Genomic DNA, 16,261 nt, shown 5'->3' with positions numbered 1-16,261 from the left:
CTGCGGCTGCGGCCCGGCCAACAGCGGGCCCTACAAGGGGCATACGAGGTTCTGTCGGGCTTCTCAGGTCAGGCTCAGGAAGCTCTCATCATCGGCGAGCAGAGTCAGAGCCATGACCGACAGCTTCCGCCGCGAAGGCGAGTACCCCCAGGACCGCCCCACTCCGCACGCGCCCTTCGGCGAGGACTGGCAGCACGGGCGTGACCGGCTGGCCCAGGACACGGCGGCGGGGGCGTACCCGCCGCCGCCCTCGTACCCGCCCGCCGCACCCGGCTGGCACGAGGCGCACCAGCCCCCGGTCATCCGCGGCGAGACGGTCCCCGCAGGCGGCGGTCCCCGCCAGCCCGCGCACGCCGCCGCCCCCGCGCCCCGCGCGAAGCGGCCCGTGGCCCTGCTGGCGGCCGTCGCGCTCGCCGCGGCCCTGGTCGGCGGCGGCACCGCGGCCGCCGTCCAGCAGCTGATGGTCCACCAGAACGGCGGCGCCGGCGGAGTCAACGGCACCAACGTCTCGCAGAGCACCGGCACGGGCGCCGGCACCGTCTCCGGCGTCGCCGAACAGGTCAGCCCCTCGGTCGTCCGCATCGACACCCGCACCGCGTCCGGCCAGGGCACCGGCTCCGGCATCGTCGTCACCGCCGACGGCGAGATCGTCACCAACAACCACGTCGTGAGCGGCGCCTCCGAGATCCAGGTGACGATGAGCGACGGCAAGAAGTACAAGGCCGCGATCGTCGGCACCGATCCCGACAAGGACCTGGCCCTGATCAAGCTGCAGGGCGCCGGCGGCCTCAAGCCCGCCAAGCTGGGCGACTCCGGCAGCGTCAAGGTCGGCGACCAGGTCGTCGCCATCGGTTCCCCCGACGGCCTCACCGGCACCGTCACCAGCGGCATCGTCTCGGCGCTGAACCGCGAGGTGAAGGTGGCGAAGTCCGAGCAGCAGTCCCCGCAGGGCCGGCAGCAGGACGGCGACGGCTGGCCCTTCTCCTTCGGCGGCCGCGAGTTCAACGGGGACACCGGCTCGGACACCACCTCGTACAAGGCCCTGCAGACCGACGCCTCCCTCAACCCCGGCAACTCCGGCGGCGCCCTGGTCAACATGAACGGCGAGATCGTGGGCATGCCCTCCGCGATCTACTCCCCCTCCTCCGGCGGCTCCGCCGCGGGCAGCGTCGGCCTCGGCTTCGCCATCCCCGTCAACACCGTCAAGGCCGACCTGGACTCCCTCCGCAAGGGCGGCCCCGGCGGTTCGGGCTCCTCCGGCTCCGGCTCCTCCGGCAGCGGCTCCGCCGCCAACGGCTTCGGCACTTCCTTCTGACGCGTCCGTGCGAGGCTGGAAGCGCCGTCACCCGTCGCACTCCACGGCCGACCACCACCCCTGGGAGACCCATCCATGATTCCCGCCGAAGGCGAAGCGCGGATCCTCGTCGTCGACGACGAACCGGCCGTACGCGAGGCCCTGCGCCGCAGCCTCGCCTTCGAGGGGTACGCCGTGCAGACCGCCGTCGACGGGCTCGACGCCCTCGACCGGGCGGCCTCGTACTCCCCCGACCTGATCGTCCTGGACATCCAGATGCCCCGGATGGACGGGCTGACCGCGGCCCGCCGGCTGCGCGCCGCCGGCAGCGTCACGCCGGTGCTGATGCTGACCGCCCGCGACACCGTCGGCGACCGCGTCACCGGCCTCGACGCGGGCGCCGACGACTACCTCGTCAAGCCCTTCGAGCTCGACGAGCTCTTCGCCCGCGTCCGCGCCCTGCTGCGCCGCAGCTCCTACGCGGCCCCGCAGGCCGGCGGCGAGAGCCACGAGGACGCCCTGACCTTCGGCGACCTGCGCATGGACCTCGCGACCCGCGAGGTCACCCGGGGCGGGCGCCCGGTGGAGCTGACCCGTACGGAGTTCACGCTGCTGGAGATGTTCCTCGCGCACCCGCGCCAGGTCCTGACCCGCGAGCAGATCCTCAAGACCGTCTGGGGCTTCGACTTCGAGCCCAGCTCCAACTCCCTGGACGTGTACGTGATGTACCTGCGCCGCAAGACCGAGGCGGGCGGCGAGCCCCGCCTCGTCCATACCGTGCGCGGGGTGGGCTACGTCCTGCGCGCCGGCGAGAGCGGGCCCGAGTGAGCCCGACCGCCAGGTTCCGCGCGCTCCCGCTGCGCTCCCGGCTCGCCCTCCTCGTCGCGGTGGCGGTGGCCCTGGCCGTGGCCACGGTGTCCGGGGTGTCCTGGGTGATGGTGCGCGCCCAGCTCGGCAACCAGCTGAACCAGTCCCTGATGTCCACCAACCCGACGGATCAGGTCCTGGACCGGCTGCGCCAGGGCCGCTGTCCGGCGCCCCCACCGGCTCAGGTCCAGCAGGACATCGCCGAGAAGCTGAATGCGACGGTCCAGATCGTCACCGCGGACGGCGGCCACTGCTGGGTGAGCGGGCAGACCGACCTGCCGGTCACCGCCGCGGACAAGGAGGTGGCGGCCGGCCGCAAGGCCAAGGTCCTGCACGACGCGACGACCGACAACGGCGTCGCGATGCGCGTCTACACCTTCGCGGCGCGGACCGAGCTCGGCGGCCCGATCTTCGCGGTCTCGGTGGCGCGGCCGCTCGCCGACGTCGACAAGCCGCTGTCCACCCTGGCCTGGGTGCTGCTGCTCGTCTCCGCCCTCGGGATCGCCGGCGCCGGCGCGGCCGGCCTGTGGGTGGCCCGTACGGGACTGCGGCCCGTCGACGAACTGACCGACGCCGTCGAGCACATCGCCCGCACAGAGGACCTCACCGTACGGATCCCCGACGAGGGCGACGACGAGATCGCCCGCCTGTCGCGGTCCTTCAACTCGATGACGGCGGCCCTCGCCTCCTCGCAGGACCGGCAGGCCCAGCTGATCGCCGACGCCGGGCACGAGCTGCGCACCCCGCTGACCTCGCTGCGCACCAACATCGAGCTGCTGGCGCGCAGCGAGGAGACCGGCCGGGCCATCCCGCCCGACGACCGGCGGGAGCTGCTGGCCTCGGTCAAGGCGCAGATGACGGAACTGGCCTCGCTGATCGGGGACCTCCAGGAGCTGTCCCGGCCGGACCCGGCCTCGCCCGGCCCGCTCGGGGTGGTCGCCCTGCACGAGATCGCCGGGGCGGCGCTGTCCCGGGCCCGGCTGCGCGGTCCGGAGCTGAGCTTCGACTCGGACCTGGCGCCCTGGTACGTACGGGGCGAGGCGGCGGCGCTGGAGCGGGCGGTGGTCAACGTCCTCGACAACGCGGTGAAGTTCAGCCCGCCGGGCGGCGCGGTCGAGGTGACGCTGCGGGCCGGCGAGCTGACCGTACGGGACCACGGGCCGGGCATCCCGGCCGAGGACCTGCCGCACGTCTTCGAACGGTTCTGGCGGTCCCCGTCGGCCCGCGCCCTGCCCGGCAGCGGGCTGGGCCTGTCGATCGTGGCCCGTACGGCGGCCCGCGCGGGCGGCAGCGCCGAGCTGCGGGCGGCGGCCGACGGCGGCCCCGGCACGGAGGCGGTGCTCCGCATCCCGGGGGCGCCCACCCCGCCGCCCGCCGATCCGTCAGTTGTGCCGGATCAGTGAGGAGACCAGGCCGGAGCGTGTGTTCGGGAAGTCCATCGGGACGATGCCGAGCCCGGTCCGGCCGGCCAGTTCACCGCCGTCGACGAAGCCGTGCACCTGCGGGTTGAGGCGGTCGGAGTTCCAGCGCGGCGGCATGTAGGCCGAGGTGCTGACGTAGTTCACGAAGAGCTTGCCGGGCTGCTGGACGGCCTTGCGGAAGTGGTTCTCGATCTTGCCGCGCTTGGCGAAGGGCTCGGCGTTCCAGTCGTCCTGGACGTCGAAGACGTTGCCGTCGCCGTAGCGCAGGCCGGGCAGGCCGCCGTTGTCGGCGAGCAGGACCACCTTGCCGCGGGCCTGGCCGAGGGTGGGCAGGGTGTCGGCGATCCGGAACAGCGGGCGCCAGCCGCGGTGGTCGAGGTAGTCGTCGAAGACGGCGCGGAAGGTGGCGTCGCTATCGGTGGAGTACTCCTGCTTGAGGCGCATCAGGACGGTCTCGGAGGGGTGCGCGGCGAGGAAGTTCGCGCAGGCCACGAGGACGTCCCCGAACATCAGGTCCTGGAAGAAGGCCGCGTGGTGGATCGCGAACGACCCGCCCGTGACCCGGCAGCGGACGTCGAGGAAGCGGATGCCGGAGTCGAGCTGCTGGGCGATCGAGCTGTTCTGGCAGGCGACGTAGAGGCCGCCCTTGGTGGCGCCGGAGTCGTGGGTGCCGGGGATGGTCATCCGCTGGAGGGCGGTGGAGTCCCCGAGGCCGGCCATCCAGTCCTGGGTACCGAGGGCCGCGGCCGAGGCCGGGGCCGTCCCCGCGGCGCCCAGTCCCAGCGCCGTGCCCGCCGCCAGCGCTCCGGCCAGGAACGCCCGTCTGCCCATGCCGCTGCCCATGCCGTTGTCCACGCCCATGCCCGCCCCTTTGCCGACCCGGTGATGGGACGGGATTATGGCGTGGACACCTCAAAATAGGTACCCGTCGGTAGCGGTCGGTCCCGCCCCGGCCCCGCGGCCTCAGCCCTCGAGCAGGTCCACCATCGTCCGCAGCCCCTGGACGAGCTCCCGGCCGCTCGGCGCGCCCTCCGGATCGGTCAGGCACTGGACCATCACCCCGCTGAGCAGCGCGATGTGCATCGAGCCGAGAGCCCGTACGTCCGCCTCGGACACCTCTTCGGGCGGCACCCCGCGCAGGACCGCGGCCACCATCCGCCGGTTGCGGCGCTGCTCCTCGGCCAGGATCGCGAGCAGCTCGGGCGAGGACTGCGCGTGCACGAAGGCCTCGACGTTGGCGGTCCAGAGCCAGCGCATGTCGGCGAAGTCCCTGATCTTGCGGTCCCAGGTGTCGGCGTACCGCTCCGCGGCGGTGTCCCCCTGCCCGGCGAGCCGACCGGACCCCGCGGCCCATTCGTCCATGGCGGCGAAGAGCGCCTGGTTGAGCAGCGCCTCCCGCGATCCGAAGTGGTAGCCGATCGCGGCCATGCTCACCTGCGCCGCCGAGGCGATGTCGCGCACGGTCGTGCGCAGGTACCCCTTCTCCTCCAGGCAGCGGCGCGCTCCGGCCAGCAGGTCCTCGCGATTTCCCATGCCGGGATCGTATCCGCGCGGACTTTTGGGCAAGTGCGCTACACAATCGTATTGCGCACTTGCCCAAATCCTGGCAGGGTGGGGCCATCGCAAGATCCACGAGCCCACGGGAGGCACGAGCCATGCGCCACGAGCTGAAGATCGACGACCGGACCCTCTCCTACCTGGACTTCGGCGGTCCCGGCCGTCCGCTCCTCGCCCTGCACGGCGGCATGTCCGAAGCCCTCGCCTTCACGGGGCTTGCCGCCGCCCTCGGCGACGGATGGCGGGTCATCGCCCCCGACCAGCGCGGCCACGGCGAATCCGGCCGGGCGCCCGACTACCGCCGCGAGGGCTACGTCAGCGACGCCGTCGCCCTCCTCGACCACCTCGGCCTCGACGCCCCCGTGACGCTCCTCGGCTACTCCCTCGGCGGGCACAACGCCTACCACCTGGCCGCCGCCCACCCCGACCGGATCTCCGCGCTCATCGGCGTGGACACCACCATCGAGATCCGCGTCCCCACGGGGCCGAACTGGTACGACTTCCTCCACGGCCTCCCCTACACCGCCCCCACCCGCGAGGAACTCCTCGCCGCCGCCGGGCCGGCCGGCGCGCCCTTCATCGCCGACGGAATGCGCCCCCTCCCTGACGGAAGCGGCTGGCGCCTGGCCTACCACCCCCAGGACATGCTCGACTCCATCCGGGAGTGCCACGGCGACCACTGGGACGCCTGGCTCGCGAGCACCTGCCCGGCCCTGCTGATCCACGGCACCCGCAGCCAGGCGCTCACGCAGGCCGCGGCCGACGCGATGGTCGCCCGGCGCCCGAAGACCTCGTACACACCCCTCGACGGCGACCACTTCGTGCCGTTCACGGACCCGGAGGGATTCCACGCGGCCGTCGGGACGTTCCTGGCGACCCTCTGACCCCCGCTCCACGGGGGTGCGCGGGGGAAAGCCGAAGGGGCGGCGGGCCGACCGGCCCACCGCCCCTTCGATCGCGCTCTGCGCGGGTGTTACTTGACGACGGTGATCCGGTTCGCCGCCGGCACGGCGATCGGGCTGGTCGCCGAGGAGTTGTTCGTCAGGTAGGCGTTGAAGCAGTCCAGGTCGGACGCGCCCACGAGCTTGTTCTTGTGCTCCTTCAGGACGGTGAAGCCGTCACCGCCGCCCGCGAGGAACTCGTTCATCGCGACCCGGTAGGTCTTGGCGGGGTCGATCGCCGTGCCGTTCAGCTTCACCGAGTCCACGACGATGCGGTCCACGCCCGTCTTCGTCAGGTCCAGGGTGTACGTGAAGCCCTTCGACACCTGCAGGATCTTCGGGTTCGCACCGTTGACCGGGCCGCTGACCTGCTGCTGCAGCGCGGTGATCAGCTGCGCGCCGGTCAGGTCCACGATGTTCATCATGTTGGTGAACGGCTGGACCGTGAAGGACTCGCCGTACGTCACCACGCCGTCGCCCTCGTCACCCGAGGCCTTGTAGGCGAGGTCCGAGCGGATGCCGCCCGGGTTCATGACGGCCAGCTGCGCGCCGCCCTTGTCCGCCGGGGCCAGCGCCTCGAGCTGCGCGTCGGCGATCAGGTCGCCGAGCGGCTTCTCGGGAGCCTCGGAACCGCGGCCCGGGATGTCGGCCGCGATGAAGCCCTGCGGACGGTTGGCGATCGGGGCCGCGAGGGTCTTCCAGCGGTCGATCAGCTCGGTCATGTCCGGGGCCTTGGGCTGCTCCCGGGTGACGACCTTGTTGACCGGCTTGGGCGAGGCGACCGGCGTACGGACGATGTCCTTGGTCTGCCGGTCGTAGGTGAGGGTGGTGTCCGTGAACAGGCGGCCGATGGAGGCGGCCGAGGTCACCGTGCGCGGGTTGCCCGCCGGGTCCGGGATGTTGCAGGCGTACGCCTGGTGCGTGTGGCCGGTGACCAGCGCGTCGACCTTGGAGTCCACGTTCTTGGCGATGTCCACGATCGCGCCCGAGATGCCGGCGCCGGCACCCGGGACGTTGCAGTCGTAGTTGTAGGCGCCGTTCGCGGGCAGACCGCCCTCGTGGATCAGCGCGACGATCGACTTCACGCCCTGCTTGTTCAGCTCGGCGGCGTACTTGTTGATCGTCTCGATCTCGTCGCCGAACTTCAGGCCCTTGACGCCCTCGGCGGTCACGACGTCCGGAGTGCCCTCCAGGGTGACGCCGATGAAGCCGATCTTCACGTCGCCCTTCTTCCACACGAAGGTGGGCGACATCAGCGGACGCTTGGTCTTCTCGTCGGTGACGTTCGCGGCGAGGTACTGGAACTGGGAGCCCGTGAACTCCTTGCCGAACTCGTAGCAGCCCTCGACCGGGTGGCAGCCGCCGTACGCCATGCGCCGCAGCTCGGTCTTGCCCTCGTCGAACTCGTGGTTGCCGACGCTGGTGACGTCCAGGTCGAGCTTGTTCAGCGCCTCGATGGACGGCTCGTCGTGGAAGAGACCGGACAGCATCGGGCTGCCGCCGATCATGTCACCGGCCGCGGCGGTCACGGAGTACTCGTGGCCCTTGCGGGCCTCGCGCAGGCTGGTCGCGAGGTACTCGACCCCGCCCGCGGGTATGGCCTTGGTGGTGCCGTCGGCCTGACGTTCGGTCACGGTGCCGGAGGAACCCTGCGGGGGCTCCAGCGTGCCGTGGAAGTCGTTGAACGACAGCATCTGCACGTCGACGGTCCGGCTCTTGGCCGCACCGCCACCACTCGCGGCACCGGCCGGCAGAGCGGCGGCGACCATGGCCCCGGCCCCGGCCGTGACGGCGAGGGCGGCGAAGGTCAACCGGCGGTTTCGGCGGTGCCGTTGTGGCGTCGCTGACATTTAGTCCCCTTTGCGGACAGCGATGAAGCTTGGGAGGTCCGGGGAAGCCTATGGTCAACGCGCGTAGCTCTACCAGGGGGTAACGGGTATCGCGTTGGTTACGCGCAGAAGACGGACAGACCCCGCGCCCGCACTCCGCCCGCCGCCCGCCGCGGTCGTAGGCTCGTGCCATGACTGACGCAGCAGCGGCCCTGGAGCCGGGACGGCAGATTCAGACCCTCGACGAGCTGACGGAGGAACAGGCCGGCGCCGTACTCGACCTGATCGAGGACGCGGCGCGTACCGACGGCACCACCGCCGTGTCCGAGCAGGGACGGCTCCAGCTGCGCGGCGGGCCGCGCGAGGGGATCCGGCACTTCCTGCTCACCGAGGGCGGCCGGCTCGCCGGATACGGACAACTGGAGGACACCGACCCGGTGGAGGCCCCCGCCGCAGAGCTCGTCGTGCACCCGGCCCTGCGCGGGCGCGGGCACGGCCGGGCGATGGGCATGGCCCTGCTGGCCGCCTCCGGGAAGCGGCTGCGGGTATGGGCCCACGGCGGCAAGTCGGCTGCCCGCCACCTCGCGCAGGTGCTCGGCCTGACCCTCTTCCGCGAGCTGCGCCAGCTGCGCCGGCCCCTGGCCGACGCCGACCCGCTGCCGGAGCCCGCGCTCCCGCCCGGCGTGACCGTACGGACCTTCGTGCCCGGCACCGACGACGAGGCCTGGCTCGCGGTGAACGCGGCCGCCTTCGCCCACCACCCGGAACAGGGCTCGCTGACCCAGCGGGACCTCGACGACCGGATCGCGCAGCCGTGGTTCGACGCCAAGGGCTTCTTCCTCGCGGAGCGCGACGGGGAGCTCGTCGGCTTCCACTGGACGAAGGTCCACGCGGCGGAGCAGCTGGGCGAGGTCTACGTGCTCGGCGTCCGCCCGGGCGCCCAGGGCGGCGGCCTCGGCAAGGCCCTCACCGCGGTCGGCCTGCGCCACCTGGCGGCCCAGGGCCTGCCGACGGCCATGCTCTACGTCGACGCCGACAACCCGGCCGCCCTCGCCGTCTACGAGGGCCTCGGCTTCAGCACCCACGAGGTCGACCTGATGTACCGCACGGAAAGCTGACCCGAGGCCGCGCCTCAAACGCCGGCGAGGCTGTCTCCAGCCCCGCCGGCACGAACCCAGCCCCGCCGGCGCTCGAGGCGCGGGGTCCGGGGCGGAGCCCCGATCCTTCAGCCCCGCCGGAGTTTGAGGCGCGGGTCCGGGCAGCGCCCGGCGGGGGCCCGGGGGCAGCGCCACCGGCAACGGCGCCGCACCCGGCACGCCGGGGACGCACGCTCCGCCCCCGCCACCCCGCCGGGAGGCGACTCGTGCACCAGCCGGAGCCGGGAAGCCACACGCCATTAACCGGGCATTAAGACGCGCTTGCGACTCTCCCCCCATGCAGCCCCGACTCCGACTGACGGCCGACACTTCCGACGCGCCCGTCCTCCCGCGTGCGCGGAAGAATGGAGTCATGAGCCACAAGCCCAGCGCAGGCCCCACCGAGGTCCCCGCCCAGCACCCGTCTCACACGTCCGCCGCAGGCCCGGCGTCCGGTACCGCCGCCGCCAAGGCGACCGGCCCCGCCAACGCCGTGACCGGGGCCCACGCCCGCATAGGCTCCATCTCCGCGCACCGCCCGCACGTCGACCTCGAGCCCGATATCGACGCCGACCTGGACGCGTACGACGACAAGGACGGCGGCGAGCTGCCCCCGGGCCGCTTCCTCGACCGGGAGCGCAGCTGGCTCGCTTTCAACGAGCGCGTCCTGGAGCTCGCCGAGGACCCCACCACGCCCCTCCTGGAACGCGCCAACTTCCTGGCGATCTTCGCGAGCAACCTGGACGAGTTCTTCATGGTCCGGGTGGCCGGCCTCAAACGGCGTATCGCGACCGGTGTCGCCACCCGTTCGGCCTCGGGCCTGCAGCCCCGCGAGGTGCTGGACCTCATCTGGACGCGCTCGCGCGAGCTCATGGCCCGCCACGCCGCCTGCTTCCAGCAGGACATCTCCCCGGCGCTGGCCGAGGAGGGCATCCACCTCATCCGCTGGCCCGACCTCACCGAGAAGGAGCAGGCCCGCCTCTTCACGCTGTTCCGGAACCAGATCTTCCCGGTGCTGACCCCGCTGGCCGTGGACCCCGCGCACCCCTTCCCGTACATCTCCGGCCTCTCCCTCAACCTGGCCGTCGTCGTACGCAACCCGGTCAGCGGCCACCGCCACTTCGCCCGGGTCAAGGTCCCGCCGCTCCTCTCCCGCTTCCTGGAGGCCTCCCCGCAGCGCTACGTCCCGCTGGAGGACGTCATCGCCGCGCACCTGGAAGAGCTCTTCCCCGGCATGGAGGTGCTCGCGCACCACATGTTCCGCGTGACCCGCAACGAGGACCTGGAGGTGGAGGAGGACGACGCCGAGAACCTCCTCCAGGCCCTGGAGAAGGAACTCATGCGGCGCCGCTTCGGCCCGCCCGTGCGCCTGGAGGTCGAGGAGTCCATCGACCCCGGCGTACTGGACCTCCTCGTGCAGGAGCTGAACGTCAACGCCTCCGAGGTGTACCCGCTGCCCGGGCCCCTCGACCTGACCTCCCTCTTCGGCATCGCCGCCCTGGACCGGCCCGAGCTGAAGTACCCGAAGTTCGTCGCCGGCACCCACCGGGACCTCGCCGAGGTCGAGTCCGCATCCGCGCCCGACATCTTCGCCGCCCTGCGCGAGCGGGACGTCCTGCTGCACCACCCGTACGACTCCTTCTCCACCTCGGTGCAGGCCTTCCTGGAGCAGGCCGCCGCCGACCCGGACGTCCTCGCGATCAAGCAGACGCTGTACCGCACCTCCGGCGACTCCCCGATCGTGGACGCCCTGACCGACGCCGCCGACTCCGGCAAGCAGGTCCTCGTACTCGTCGAGATCAAGGCCCGCTTCGACGAGCGGGCCAACATCAAGTGGGCGCGCAAGCTGGAGGAGTCCGGCTGCCACGTCGTCTACGGGCTCGTCGGCCTCAAGACCCACTGCAAGCTGTCCCTCGTCGTCCGCCAGGAGGGCGACCAGCTGCGCCGCTACTCGCACGTGGGCACCGGCAACTACCACCCCAAGACGGCCCGGCTCTACGAGGACCTCGGCCTGCTCACCGCCGACCCGCAGGTCGGCGCGGACCTCTCCGACCTCTTCAACCGGCTGTCCGGCTACTCGCGCCGCGAGACCTACCGCCGGCTCATGGTGGCGCCCCGCTCGCTGCGCGACGGACTGATCGCGCGCATCGACAAGGAGGCCGCCCACCACAAGGCCGGTCGCCCCGCCTACGTGCGCCTCAAGATGAACTCGATCGTCGACGAGGCGCTGATCGACTCGCTCTACCGGGCCGCCCAGGCGGGCGTGCCCGTCGACATCTGGGTGCGCGGCATCTGCGCCGTGCGCCCCGGAGTCCCCGGGCTCTCGGAGAACATCCGGGTCCGCTCGATCCTCGGCCGCTTCCTGGAACACTCCCGGGTCTTCGCCTTCGGCAACGGCGGCGAGCCCGAGGTGTGGATCGGCAGCGCCGACATGATGCACCGCAACCTCGACCGCCGTATCGAGGCACTGGTCAGGGTCGCCGACCCGGCCCACCGCGCGGCACTGGACCGGATGCTGGAAACCGGTATGTCCGACGCCACCTCCTCCTGGCACCTGGGCCCGGACGGCGAGTGGACCCGGCACAGCACGGACGCGGAAGGCCAGCCGCTGCGGCACGTACAGGAGACGCTCATAGACGCCCGGAGGCGCCGGCGTGGCTCAGCCAAACCATGACCCGATTACGGCCACGGCGGACGCAGGTGACGTGCTCGGCACGTACCTGCGTTCCCAGGCCACCGCTTTCCTGCGCGCGATGCGCATACACGATGAAGGCGCAGCGAGCGGGGCCGACGCCGCCGACGGGAGCGATGCGGCGCGCAGCCTGCGGGGGGCCGCGCGCCGGATCAGCGGATCCCTGGCCACCTTCCGGGTGGTGACCGAGTCCTCCTGGGCCGACGGGCTGCGCACCGAGCTGGTGTGGCTGTCCTCCACGCTGGCCGACGAGCACGCGTACGCCGCCCGGCTGGCCCGGCTGATGGACGCCCTGCACCGGCTGTCGGGATCCCCCGAGCTCCCGGCGCCGCGCGGCACGGCCGGGGCGCTCACGGTGGGCTCGGCGCGCGCCGGCGCGCTGCTGGAGCGCCAGCTCACCCTGGCGCGTACGCGCGCCCACTCGGCCACGCTGCAGGCGCTCGGCTCCTCCCGCTTCCACGCGGTGGCGGACGCGGTGGCCGTGCTGGCCTCGGAGGTCCCGCTGGACTCCGTGGCGGCCCGGGGGCGGGTCGGGGACGTCCTCGTCCCCCTGGCAGAGGTGGCCGAAAACCGACTGTCGGCGGCGGTCGCGACGCTGCCCCCGTGCCGCGGCTCGGAGGCGGCGCCGAGTCCGTACAACGCCGACCACGACGGGCTCTGGCACGAGGTACGCCGCCTCCTGCGGGTCCACCGGTACGCCCGGGAGGCGCTCGGCGAGGACGTGAGCCGGCCGGCGGCCGCAAACGAGGCCCTGGACCGCCACCGCGACGCGGCGGAGGCGGCGGCCGCCTCGGCGACGGCGGCCCGCACCCCCCGCATCGCCCCGGCGACGGCGTACGCACTGGGCGTCCTGCACGCCGACCAGCGCCACGAGGTGGAGGCGGCCCGGCTCGACTTCCAGCACCTGTGGCTGCGGGAACCAGCGGTCACACCGCGATAACGGGCGGATAACGGATGATGACATCCGTGTACGAACGGACGGGAACGCACCGGGTCGTCCGCCACGGTTCACCGTCCGTTCACTCGGGCCGGTCGGCTGCTTCACCTGTTCTGCCTAATTTCGGTGATGCACGGAGCGAGTCGCCGGGAAACCGAGCAGCTCAGCCGAGCAAACCGACGTAGTCCTCTTCGCACGCCGCCCCGATACAGAAAGCGGCCGGCGGCTTCTGGAAGGAACACCCGAAAGTGAAGCTTCAGCGCAAGAACATGCTTCGTGCCTCCGCCCTCGGGGCGCTTGTCGTGTCCGGCGCCCTGGTCCTCACGGCGTGCGGCTCGGACGACAACACGAAGACCGCCGACGGATCGGCGAAGCCCTCCGCGGCCGCCGCCGGCGACATCAAGTGCGACGACGCCAAGGGCAAGCTCCTGGCCTCGGGCTCTTCCGCGCAGAAGAACGCGGTCGAGCTGTGGATCAAGAACTACATGGCCGCCTGCTCCGGCGTCGAGGTGAACTACAAGTCCTCCTCCTCCGGTGAGGGCATCGTCGCCTTCAACCAGGGCACCGTCGGTTTCGCCGGCTCCGACTCGGCGCTGAAGCCGGAGCAGGTCGAGGAGTCGAAGAAGATCTGCACCGGTGGCCAGGGCATCAACCTGCCGATGGTCGGTGGCCCCGTCGCCCTCGGCTTCAACGTCGCCGGCGTGGACAAGCTGAACCTCGACGCCGCCACGACCGCCAACATCTTCAACGACAAGATCAAGAAGTGGGACGACGAGGCGATCAAGAAGCTGAACCCGGGCGTCACGCTTCCCTCCACCGCCATCCAGGCCTTCCACCGCTCCGACGACTCGGGCACCACCGAGAACGTCACCAAGTACCTGAAGGCCGCCGCCCCCGACGCCTGGCCGCACGAGGCCGCGAAGAAGTGGGCCGCCCCGGGTGGCCAGGCCGCCTCCGGCTCCGCCGGTGTCGCCGCCCAGGTCAAGCAGGTCGACGGTGCGATCGGCTACTTCGAGCTCTCGTTCGCCAGCTCGCAGGGCATCAGGACCGTCGACCTGAACACGGGCGCCGCCGCCCCGGTCAAGGCCTCCGGTGAGAACGCCTCCAAGGCCATCTCCGCCGCCAAGATCGCCGGCACCGGCTCCGACCTGGCGCTGAAGCTCGACTACACCACCAAGGCCGAGGGCGCCTACCCGCTGGTCCTGGTCACGTACGAGGTCGTCTGCGACAAGGGCAACAAGGCCGAGACGCTCCCGACCGTCAAGTCCTTCCTGAACTACACCGCCTCGGACGCGGGCCAGAAGCTCCTCCTCGAGAACGGCTACGCGCCGATCCCGGCCGAGATCAACACGAAGGTCCGCGAAGCCATCAACTCGCTGGGCTAAATCCTGACCCCCGTGGTGTCGGCCGCCCCCGTCCGGGCAGCCGACACCCGGGGACCCTTCCCCTTCACCCGGGGGAAATCCGGTGCACCGCCGCCAGGGGCCTGCCCCCACTCAGACCGGAAAGATCATGGCTTCCACCACACCCACCCAGATAGACACGGCTCCGCCTGTCGCCAAGAGCGGAAGGTCCACCGGCCGCGCCGGTGACAAGATCTTCGCCGGGCTCTCCAAGGGATCCGGCATCCTGCTCCTGGTGATCATGGCGTCGATCGCCGCCTTCCTCACCTACCGTGCCTCGATCGCACTGTCGAAGAACGAGGGGAACTTCCTCACCACCTTCGACTGGAACGCGTCGGCCAACCCGCCCGTCTTCGGCATCGCCGTCCTGCTCTTCGGCACCGTCGTCAGCTCGATCATCGCGATGGCCATCGCGGTTCCGATCGCTGTCGGCATCGCCCTGTTCATCTCGCACTACGCGCCGCGCAAGCTGGCCGCGCCCCTCGCGTACGTGGTCGACCTGCTGGCCGCCGTGCCGTCGATCATCTACGGCATCTGGGGCGCCCTCTTCCTCGTACCGCAGCTGAACGGCCTGAACCTCTGGCTCGACGAGTACCTGGGCTGGACGTACGTCTTCGAGAAGACCCAGATCGGTGTCGCCCGCTCGCTCTTCACCGTCGGCATCCTGCTCGCGATCATGATCCTGCCGATCGTGACCAGCGTCAGCCGCGAGGTCTTCCTCCAGGTCCCGCGCATGAACGAGGAGGCCGCCCTGGCCCTCGGCGCGACCCGCTGGGAGGTCATCCGGATGTCGGTGCTGCCGTTCGGCCGCTCCGGTGTCATCTCCGCCTCGATGCTCGGTCTCGGCCGTGCACTGGGCGAGACCATGGCCGTCGCGACCGTCCTCTCCCCGAGCTTCCTGATCTCGTTCCACGTCCTGAACCCGGGCGGCGGCACCTTCGCGCAGAACATCGCCGCGAAGTTCGACGAGGCCAACGAGTTCGGCCGGGACGCGCTGATCGCCTCCGGTCTGGTCCTCTTCCTGCTCACCCTGCTGGTCAACGGTGCAGCTCGCCTGATCATCGCTCGCCGCAAGGACTTCTCGGGGGCGAACGCCTGATGAGCCACGCACTCCAGGACCAGCGGCCCGCCCGGGCCCCCAAGTCCGCCGCCCCCGCCAGCCTCACCCGGGGCGGCCTGCCCCGCTGGGCCCCGGCCGGCATCGCGGTGCTCTCGACCGCCCTCGGCTGCGGCATCGGCCTCGCCCTGGACCTCCACAGCAAGGTGCAGTGGGGACTGCTCGCGGCCCTCCTGTTCGTCGTCATCACGTACACCGCGAGCGCGGTCATCGAGAACCGGCGTCAGGCCAAGGACCGCGTCGCGACCTCCATGGTGTGGGTCTGCTTCGTCCTCGCGGTCGTCCCGCTGCTCTCGCTGATGTGGACGACGATCAGCCGCGGCCTGGAGCTCCTGACCGGGAACTTCCTGACGCACTCCATGAACGGCGTGACCAGCTTCGACGAGGGCGGCGGCGTCTACCACGCGCTGCTCGGCACCATCGAGCAGGTCGCCCTGGCCACCCTGATCGCTGCTCCGATCGGCCTGCTGACCGCCGTCTACCTGGTCGAGTACGGCCGGGGCTCCCTCGCCAAGGCCGTCACCTTCTTCGTCGACGTCATGACCGGCATCCCCTCCATCGTCGCGGGTCTGTTCATCCTGACGACCTGGAACCTGATGCTCGGCTTCGGCCCCTCCGGCTTCGCCGGCGCCATGGCCCTGTCGATCCTGATGATGCCCGTCGTGGTCCGCTCCACCGAGGAGATGCTCAAGCTCGTCCCGAACGAGCTGCGCGAGGCCGCCCTCGCCCTCGGCGTGCCGAAGTGGCGCGTGATCCTCAAGGTCGTGCTCCCCACCGCGATCGGCGGTATCGCCACCGGTGTCATGCTGGCCGTGGCCCGCATCGCCGGTGAGACCGCGCCGATCATGCTGCTGGTCTTCGGTACCCAGCTGATCAACGCCAACCCCTTCGAAGGCGCCCAGTCCTCGCTCCCCCTCTACATCTGGGAGCAGTACAAGGTCGGCAGTGAAGCCTCCTACGACCGGGCCTGGGCCGCAGCCCTCGTACTGATCGCCTTCGTCATGATCCTCAATCTGGTGGCCCGCGGCATCGCCCGCTGGAAGGCCCCGAAGACCGGTCGCTGACGC

Annotated in this window: 13 protein-coding genes; 10 read left to right on the top strand and 3 right to left on the bottom strand. The window is 71.4% G+C overall.

The features are described 5' to 3' along the window. Nucleotides 1–112: 112 nt before the first annotated feature. From RIU97_RS22140 to RIU97_RS22130, 3 genes are all read left to right on the top strand, one after another. Nucleotides 113–1,315: a S1C family serine protease gene (locus tag RIU97_RS22140; protein ID WP_404959335.1), complete on the top strand. Its 1,203-nt coding sequence runs from the start codon at nucleotides 113–115 to the stop codon at nucleotides 1,313–1,315. A 75-nt stretch (nucleotides 1,316–1,390) separates the two neighbouring features. After that, entirely contained in the window at nucleotides 1,391–2,122 is a 732-nt protein-coding gene (locus tag RIU97_RS22135) for a response regulator transcription factor (RefSeq protein ID WP_404959333.1), read from the top strand. After that, complete coding sequence (locus RIU97_RS22130; protein WP_404959331.1) at nucleotides 2,119–3,564, top strand: sensor histidine kinase; 1,446 nt, start codon at nucleotides 2,119–2,121, stop codon at nucleotides 3,562–3,564. Before RIU97_RS22135 ends, RIU97_RS22130 begins: the two co-directional genes overlap by 4 nt. On the opposite strand, the gene RIU97_RS22125 is transcribed toward RIU97_RS22130, so the two are convergent. Beyond that, nucleotides 3,544–4,443, bottom strand: coding sequence for a phosphatidylinositol-specific phospholipase C (locus tag RIU97_RS22125; RefSeq protein ID WP_404959329.1), 900 nt, complete (start codon nucleotides 4,441–4,443; stop codon nucleotides 3,544–3,546). The genes RIU97_RS22130 and RIU97_RS22125 overlap by 21 nt on opposite strands. A gap of 102 nt (nucleotides 4,444–4,545) precedes the next feature. Continuing rightward, entirely contained in the window at nucleotides 4,546–5,115 is a 570-nt protein-coding gene (locus RIU97_RS22120) for a TetR/AcrR family transcriptional regulator (RefSeq protein WP_404959327.1), read from the bottom strand. 122 nt (nucleotides 5,116–5,237) lie between these two features. Here RIU97_RS22120 and RIU97_RS22115 point away from each other — a divergent pair, with 122 nt between their 5' ends. Then, on the top strand, nucleotides 5,238–6,023 hold the full coding sequence (locus RIU97_RS22115) for an alpha/beta fold hydrolase (RefSeq protein WP_404959325.1): 786 nt from the start codon (nucleotides 5,238–5,240) through the stop codon (nucleotides 6,021–6,023). A gap of 89 nt (nucleotides 6,024–6,112) precedes the next feature. Here the strand turns inward: RIU97_RS22115 and RIU97_RS22110 are convergent, their stop codons facing one another. Beyond that, on the bottom strand, nucleotides 6,113–7,930 hold the full coding sequence (locus RIU97_RS22110; RefSeq protein WP_404959323.1) for a bifunctional metallophosphatase/5'-nucleotidase: 1,818 nt from the start codon (nucleotides 7,928–7,930) through the stop codon (nucleotides 6,113–6,115). 170 nt (nucleotides 7,931–8,100) lie between these two features. Between RIU97_RS22110 and mshD the strand changes: the two genes are divergently transcribed. From mshD to pstA, 6 genes are all read left to right on the top strand, one after another. Continuing rightward, nucleotides 8,101–9,027 (top strand): mycothiol synthase, encoded by a 927-nt coding sequence (gene mshD, locus RIU97_RS22105; protein ID WP_404959321.1) that lies wholly within the window; start codon nucleotides 8,101–8,103, stop codon nucleotides 9,025–9,027. Between the two features lie 391 nt (nucleotides 9,028–9,418). Then, nucleotides 9,419–11,719, top strand: coding sequence for an RNA degradosome polyphosphate kinase (locus tag RIU97_RS22100; RefSeq protein WP_404959319.1), 2,301 nt, complete (start codon nucleotides 9,419–9,421; stop codon nucleotides 11,717–11,719). Continuing rightward, on the top strand, nucleotides 11,700–12,677 hold the full coding sequence (locus RIU97_RS22095; RefSeq protein ID WP_404959317.1) for a CHAD domain-containing protein: 978 nt from the start codon (nucleotides 11,700–11,702) through the stop codon (nucleotides 12,675–12,677). The genes RIU97_RS22100 and RIU97_RS22095 overlap by 20 nt, the downstream gene beginning before the upstream one ends. Nucleotides 12,678–12,922: 245 nt before the next feature. Continuing rightward, complete coding sequence (gene pstS, locus RIU97_RS22090) at nucleotides 12,923–14,059, top strand: phosphate ABC transporter substrate-binding protein PstS (RefSeq protein WP_404959315.1); 1,137 nt, start codon at nucleotides 12,923–12,925, stop codon at nucleotides 14,057–14,059. A gap of 127 nt (nucleotides 14,060–14,186) precedes the next feature. After that, nucleotides 14,187–15,176: a phosphate ABC transporter permease subunit PstC gene (gene pstC / locus RIU97_RS22085; RefSeq protein ID WP_393750816.1), complete on the top strand. Its 990-nt coding sequence runs from the start codon at nucleotides 14,187–14,189 to the stop codon at nucleotides 15,174–15,176. Continuing rightward, nucleotides 15,176–16,258 carry a phosphate ABC transporter permease PstA gene (pstA, locus tag RIU97_RS22080; RefSeq protein ID WP_404959312.1) on the top strand — a complete coding sequence of 361 codons (1,083 nt, stop codon included), beginning with the start codon at nucleotides 15,176–15,178 and terminating at the stop codon, nucleotides 16,256–16,258. The genes pstC and pstA overlap by 1 nt, the downstream gene beginning before the upstream one ends. The last annotated feature ends 3 nt before the right edge of the window (nucleotides 16,259–16,261 follow it).

Source organism: Streptomyces sp. 147326 (genome assembly GCF_045000215.1).
Lineage (GTDB): Bacteria > Actinomycetota > Actinomycetes > Streptomycetales > Streptomycetaceae > Streptomyces.
The sequence above is the reverse complement of the archived record's forward strand: the minus strand, read 5'-3'. Positions and strand labels throughout refer to the sequence as shown.

Excerpts from the sequence above, each read along its gene's own strand:
- RIU97_RS22120 (WP_404959327.1), bottom strand. The coding sequence starts at position 5,115 with ATGGGAAATCGCGAGGACCTGCTGGCCGGAGCGCGCCGCTGCCTGGAG.
- pstC (WP_393750816.1), top strand. The coding sequence starts at position 14,187 with ATGGCTTCCACCACACCCACCCAGATAGACACGGCTCCGCCTGTCGCC.
- RIU97_RS22110 (WP_404959323.1), bottom strand. The coding sequence starts at position 7,930 with ATGTCAGCGACGCCACAACGGCACCGCCGAAACCGCCGGTTGACCTTC.
- pstA (WP_404959312.1), top strand. The coding sequence starts at position 15,176 with ATGAGCCACGCACTCCAGGACCAGCGGCCCGCCCGGGCCCCCAAGTCC.
- RIU97_RS22135 (WP_404959333.1), top strand. The coding sequence starts at position 1,391 with ATGATTCCCGCCGAAGGCGAAGCGCGGATCCTCGTCGTCGACGACGAA.
- RIU97_RS22140 (WP_404959335.1), top strand. The coding sequence starts at position 113 with ATGACCGACAGCTTCCGCCGCGAAGGCGAGTACCCCCAGGACCGCCCC.
- RIU97_RS22125 (WP_404959329.1), bottom strand. The coding sequence starts at position 4,443 with ATGGGCGTGGACAACGGCATGGGCAGCGGCATGGGCAGACGGGCGTTC.
- RIU97_RS22100 (WP_404959319.1), top strand. The coding sequence starts at position 9,419 with ATGAGCCACAAGCCCAGCGCAGGCCCCACCGAGGTCCCCGCCCAGCAC.
- mshD (WP_404959321.1), top strand. The coding sequence starts at position 8,101 with ATGACTGACGCAGCAGCGGCCCTGGAGCCGGGACGGCAGATTCAGACC.
- RIU97_RS22115 (WP_404959325.1), top strand. The coding sequence starts at position 5,238 with ATGCGCCACGAGCTGAAGATCGACGACCGGACCCTCTCCTACCTGGAC.